Origin of the sequence: Dokdonella sp., from assembly GCF_039926425.1 — a bacterium.
Taxonomy (GTDB): Bacteria; Pseudomonadota; Gammaproteobacteria; order Xanthomonadales; family Rhodanobacteraceae; genus Dokdonella_A.
On the sequence record NZ_JBDSWZ010000115.1, the window covers coordinates 1 to 5,423 of the forward strand.

A 5,423-nucleotide genomic window follows, 5' to 3' on the forward strand; every position below is an offset into this window, starting at 1 on the left:
AGCGCTGCGTCGAAGCGATCACGCACGCGGCCAACACCGGCAAGATCGGCGACGGCAAGATCTTCGTCTGGCCGCTCGCACGCGTCGTGCGCATCCGTACGGGCGAGCTCGACGCCGACGCGCTGTAAGCCTCGCTTGGCGCGCGGCGTTTAGCGGGTCCACGGAAGCCAGTTCGGAGGTTGAAAGCGAGAGGACGGTTGCACGCCTGCCGCGGACGCAATGTCGTTCATCGTGCGCCGTTCGTCCGGCGCCCAACGCTGCGTGTAGGTGTTCATGGCTTCGAGCGTTCCGAAACGCTCCGGTGCGCTGCGTGCTGCAGCGTGGTAGTAGGCGATGGCGACGTCTTTTTTACCGGCTGCCCAGTACCCCATCGCCAACGTATACGGAAGCCAGAACGCGTCTCCGCCTTGCAGCGAGCCGGCGCGTTGCCACGCGTTGAGGGCGCAGGTGGGATCACCGAGCGCCCACAGCGCCCATCCCTCGCTCCAACCGATCCGCGTGCGATGCGGCGCCAGTTTCGTTGCACGACGATAGTCGGCCGCTGACAAGGTGCGCTCACCACGACGTGCGAGTGCGTAGCCGCGCGTGATGCGTGCATCGACATCGTCCGGATTCGCCCTCAGCCGTCGATCCAGATCGAGGAAGGCTTGTTCGTTGGCTGGATCGAACCGGGTCGCGTGGGCGTCCCTGTCGGCTCCGAGATAGAGCCGTTCGAAGGACGAAATCGGCTGCGGGATCGTGCAAGCACCGATCATTTCCGCGGCGTGTGCCGCCGGCGCACAGGCACTCGCAGCGAGCAGTGTCGCGGCCACAACAAAGAAAGGCGTAGCACGGAACATCCTTTTCACCTTGATCGCGTTGATCCGGAGATCCACAAGGATCGTCAGCCAAACCCGAACTTAGCCCATCGCATCAGCGCAGCACAATCCACAGTCCAGGCGCCGCGAACATCGGCGAGCATCGGAAAGAGCGGCGACGACAAGACCTTCGTCTGGCCGCTTGCGCGTGTCGCGCGCAGCCGCGCGCGAACTCGATGTGTTGGAGCCGCAGCGTGCACGCAGCGGAGGCAGAGGATCGATGGGAGCGAAAACGGGTCTGTGGTTCACCGGCGCGGCGGCTCGCTCCGCTCCGCATTGTTGGGCGCGTCGACGAAGTCGAGCCCTACACCCGTGTCATTGCAGTTTGCGACTGCCCCGACGACCCGGTTCCGCCCGCCGTGCTTCGCTCGATAGAGCGCTGCGTCCGCGAACGTGATCGCCTCGTCCGCACTGTGGAGCGACGGTGCGCCGGGCGCGAACGGAAACGCCGCCCAACCGATCGAACACGTGACGGGGATGTCGGTGCCCTGGACCGAAAACGGAGCCGCTCCGACCGCTTGCTGCAACCGCTGCGCCAATGCCTGTGCGTTGGCGCGTTCGGCATCGCGCAGGACGACCAGAAATTCCTCGCCGCCCCAACGGACCGCGATATCGCCGGTGCGAAGCAACGCGCGGATGCGGCGTGCAAGCTCGACCAGCACCGCATCGCCTGCCGCGTGGCTGTAGGCATCGTTGATGTGTTTGAAATGGTCAACGTCGGCGAGCAGGAAAATGAGATCCGCAGCCGGCTCTTTGCGCACCACGCGACGAATCGCGCGGTCGCATTCGGGCGGAAGCTCGATACCGAGATAGCGGCGGTTCCACAGGCCGGTCAGCGGGTCGGTCAACGATGCGTGCTCGAGCAGGCGATTGGCTTCCGCGAGCTCGCGGGTACGCTCGCCCACCTCCCGTTCGAGTTCATGCGCTTGCTGCGCCAGCGCATGGGCCCGCAGGCGCTCGCGCAGACGTCCGACGACGAGGCCCAGCAACACGAGCACGATTCCAAAGAGCACGAAGGCCCACGAACGGCGCCACCACGGTGCGTGCACACGAAACGACCACACGACCGGACCCGATTCCACACCGTCCGCGGCGCGCGCCCACGCGCGAAATGCGTAATGCCCGGCGGGCAGTCGGCTGTAACTGCGGTGCCCGCTCTCCGTCCAGTCGCCGGGCGCGTCATCCAGGCCCAGCAACTGTGAGCGATAGCGCGTGCGGTCGTCGCGTTGATACGACAGCAGGCCCAGGTCGAATGCGATGTTGCTTGCTGACACGTCCAGATCCACGCCCTCGCGCAAGGTGCGTCCGCTCTGCTCGTCCTTCGCCGCGAGCAGGCGCAAAGGATGCGGTGCAGACGGAACACGCTCCGCCGAGGGGTCGTACATGGTCGCGCCCTCGCCGGTGCCGCCCCACACCCGACCTTGCGAGTCGAGCAGCGATGCGCGCGTAAATTCCAGATCGGGCAAGCCGTCCGCGAGGTCGAAATACTCGATGGAAGAGCCGCCCCGCGCAGGATAGTCGGCGGGCAACCGCATGACGCCGTAAGCGCCGAACAGGTACATGCGATCGCGCCGATCGAACTGCAACTGGTAGATCGACGCGACGTGCGCCGACTTCGGAAGCGTGAGCGGGGTGCAGGAAAAATCGTGGTCCAGATCCACGCGCATGACGCCGTCGAACGAGGCGACCCACAGGGCGTGATCGTGTCCCGGCGTGCCGCGCTCGCGCAGATCGAAAACGGCGGTGTGCGGAAACGTGCGGCACTCCAGTTCGCGCCATGAACCGGACTGCTGGTAGAACAGGCCCTGCTCCGCGCCCGCCCACAGGGTTGTTTTGCCTGCTGCATCGAGAGTGCCGCGGACCACTCGCACGAAGAAGTCGGTTTTCCCGTCCGGCACGGGCTCGCGTTGCAGGCGATCGCCGCGCATTGCCGCGAGTCCGTGACCGGTGGCGAGCCAGAGGGTGCTCGGCACATTCGCACCGGTCTGCAGGTGCATGCCGATGACTGCGTTGTCCGGCAAATCGGAATTGGCGGTCGTGAACTCGCGCACGCCCTTGCGCGACCACTGCAAGAGTCCTTTTCGCGTCGCAATCCACAAACGGTCGGCGTCGCGGATCACCTCGAACACCTGGCGATGCGCGTAGTCGGACGGGAGCCATGGCCGCCATGCACCTCGGTCCCAACGGACGCTGCCATCCGCCGTGCCCATCCACAGCGTGTTCTTGCCGTCGAGAAAATTCGCCTCACCGATGGAATGGACCACGTTGTTGGGAAGGCCATTGCGCTGCGTGAAAGCCGACCACATTCGGGGCTCGCCGCGCAGTACTCCATTGTGGGCGGAGCCGAGCCACACCACCGGGCTCGGCTGGCCAGGGTCCGACAGCATCACGGTGTTGACCGCATTCTCGGGCAACCCGTTGGCCGTCGTCGTGAGCCGCCAATGGCCATCCTCGTCGAATTCGGCGAGGCCGCCGACCGGAAGGGCTGCGATGAGGCTCTCGGCGCCATCGCCGTGGGGCATGCGCACGAAGGCACTCGCGCCCGCGGGGAAACCCGACTCCGCGGCGTATACCACAAGGCCATCCCCGCCCAGTCGCGCCACTCCGTGTGCGGTGCCCACCCACAAGTCCTTGCCAGCGGCACCGTCCCATTCGATCAGCGCACCGATGGTGTCGTCGGGAAGGCCTTCCTTCCCGGTGAGCCGCCATGCTGATCGCCGTGGCATGCCGTACGGGTCGTCGATGCGAAAGACTCCGGCGTCCGACGTGCCGACATAGAGAAGGTCTCCGTTCGCATCGTGTGTCGGCAGGATGCGTCGGGTGCGCAACCCGCGAGCGGCTTCGATCTCGCTACAGCGGCCTGCGACACACAGGAAAATCCCGTTGTCCGTGCCGATCCACGTGCCACGATTCGGGTCGTCGACGATGCTCTTGATGTCGCGCGTGGCGGCCGGCCCCGACAGCACCCGACGCTCGAGTGCACCGCTGCGATGGACGAACAAGCCCGCAGTGTCGGTTCCGATCCATATCGAGCCGTCGCCGCTTGCAGCGAGCGCGTTGATGTAGGGCTGCCGCGTGGACGCATCGAGCGGCAGCGGCAACGGGGTCCAGTGTTGCCCGTCATAGCGCGCGAGTCCTTCTTCCGTGCCGGCAAACATGAAGCCTTCGCGGTCCTGCGCCAGCGCCGACACCCAGTTGCGCGGCAGCCCTTCGCGACTTGCGTCTCGCCGCCACGGCATCCAGCGAAGCTGCGTTTCCAGCGTCTGCGTTGGCCCTGCAATGGCAGGAGGAGCCCGTTCCGCGCCGGCCGACGAACACGCGAGCGCCCAGAGCACGAGTGCCATGCACCCCATGTGCAGGAAACGTCGCTTGGCAACTGGAGGCCACGAGTCGCGCATCAATGTCCCTGCAGGCCGTTGTCGTGCTGCCGCTGCGGTGCCATCAACGCAGCAGGATCCAGATTCCCAATGCCGCGAACAACAACGCTGCGCCGATCCGCGCCGCCTTGAGTGGCAGCCTCGAAGCGAAGCGGGCACCGAGCCAGACCACCGGTACATTTGCAAGCAGCATGCCGAGCGTACTTCCGGCGACAACCTGCCACAGCGGCTGATATTGCGCGGCGAGCACCACGGTCGCGATCTGCGTCTTGTCGCCCATCTCGGCGAGGAAGAACGCGATCAGTGTCGCCACGAACACTCCGTGACCGGCGCCGCGCGTGGCGTCGCCGTCGTCGACCTTGTCGGGAATCAGAGTCCACGCGGCAACCAGGAAAAAACTCGCCGCGACGATCCATTTCAGCGTCTGTGGCGACAACCATTGCGCAACGACCATACCGACCGAACCGGCCAGCGCATGATTGACGATGGTTGCGGCGAAAATGCCGAGGCAGATGGGCCACGGACGCCGATATTTGGCTGCGAGAATCAGTGACAGCAGTTGTGTCTTGTCGCCGATTTCGGCGATCGCGACCGCGGCGGTCGAAATGAGCAGGGTTTGCATGGAAGGTTCCGAGGCCGGGGAAGAATGGACGCAATGGCTCCGCGCAAGCGTCCCCGGCCGGGTTCGATCGCACGAAACCAAAGGTCTTGCCGGACGATGCACTGCATCGTCGCGCGCGCCATGGCGTGTTCGCCAAGTGTGTTGACGCGTGCTCCGCGGCGGTTCGCCGTGGTCGACTACTCCCCAGTGGAGTGCGCGCATCCTAACACCTCGGGAAGGAGCGACCACTGGGCGAGGCGATGCTGGCTTCACCCTCATGGAGCGAGACCAACCGGCAGTTGACACTCAAATGAGAATCATTATCATTGGTCCCAACCCACTCGGCGGGAGAGCGTCATGTTCGATCACCACGCAACGACCAGCGGTTCACTGATCAACCCGGTGTCGACGACCACGGCAGGCATGGATCGCGTTGATCGCGGCCAGCGCACGCCGCGCATCGACAGTCGCCGGCTGATGGCCGGAGAGAACGAACTCGTCATCGAGCATGCCGGACAGGAATACCGCCTGCGACTGACGCGCAACGACAAGTTGATCCTGACCAAGTAGACGGCGCGCGTTGGTCAG

At 65.3% G+C, this 5,423-nt stretch carries 5 protein-coding genes and 1 riboswitch; of the genes, 2 read left to right on the top strand and 3 right to left on the bottom strand.

The window, feature by feature from the left end:
• Positions 1-128 (top strand): P-II family nitrogen regulator (locus tag ABIV12_RS07140; protein ID WP_348057716.1); only part of this gene is annotated, 128 nt, incomplete at its 5' end.
• A 21-nt stretch (positions 129-149) separates the two neighbouring features.
• On the opposite strand, the gene ABIV12_RS07145 is transcribed toward ABIV12_RS07140, so the two are convergent.
• The 3 genes from ABIV12_RS07145 to ABIV12_RS07155 all read right to left on the bottom strand — a co-directional run bounded on the left by ABIV12_RS07145 (position 150) and on the right by ABIV12_RS07155 (position 4,856).
• Positions 150-839 carry a hypothetical protein gene (locus ABIV12_RS07145; RefSeq protein WP_348057710.1) on the bottom strand — a complete coding sequence of 230 codons (690 nt, stop codon included), beginning with the start codon at positions 837-839 and terminating at the stop codon, positions 150-152.
• 263 nt (positions 840-1,102) lie between these two features.
• Complete coding sequence (locus tag ABIV12_RS07150; protein WP_348057712.1) at positions 1,103-4,201, bottom strand: diguanylate cyclase; 3,099 nt, start codon at positions 4,199-4,201, stop codon at positions 1,103-1,105.
• Positions 4,202-4,298: 97 nt separating this feature from the next.
• Entirely contained in the window at positions 4,299-4,856 is a 558-nt protein-coding gene (locus ABIV12_RS07155; protein ID WP_348057714.1) for a TMEM165/GDT1 family protein, read from the bottom strand.
• Between the two features lie 92 nt (positions 4,857-4,948).
• A riboswitch (yybP-ykoY riboswitch) is annotated at positions 4,949-5,053 on the bottom strand.
• Between the two features lie 205 nt (positions 5,054-5,258).
• Between ABIV12_RS07155 and ABIV12_RS07160 the strand changes: the two genes are divergently transcribed.
• Positions 5,259-5,405: a hemin uptake protein HemP gene (locus tag ABIV12_RS07160; protein ID WP_348057718.1), complete on the top strand. Its 147-nt coding sequence runs from the start codon at positions 5,259-5,261 to the stop codon at positions 5,403-5,405.
• Positions 5,406-5,423: the final 18 nt, after the last annotated feature.

Excerpts from the sequence above, each read along its gene's own strand:
- ABIV12_RS07155 (WP_348057714.1), bottom strand. The coding sequence starts at position 4,856 with ATGCAAACCCTGCTCATTTCGACCGCCGCGGTCGCGATCGCCGAAATC.
- ABIV12_RS07160 (WP_348057718.1), top strand. The coding sequence starts at position 5,259 with ATGGATCGCGTTGATCGCGGCCAGCGCACGCCGCGCATCGACAGTCGC.
- ABIV12_RS07150 (WP_348057712.1), bottom strand. The coding sequence starts at position 4,201 with ATGGCACTCGTGCTCTGGGCGCTCGCGTGTTCGTCGGCCGGCGCGGAA.
- ABIV12_RS07145 (WP_348057710.1), bottom strand. The coding sequence starts at position 839 with ATGTTCCGTGCTACGCCTTTCTTTGTTGTGGCCGCGACACTGCTCGCT.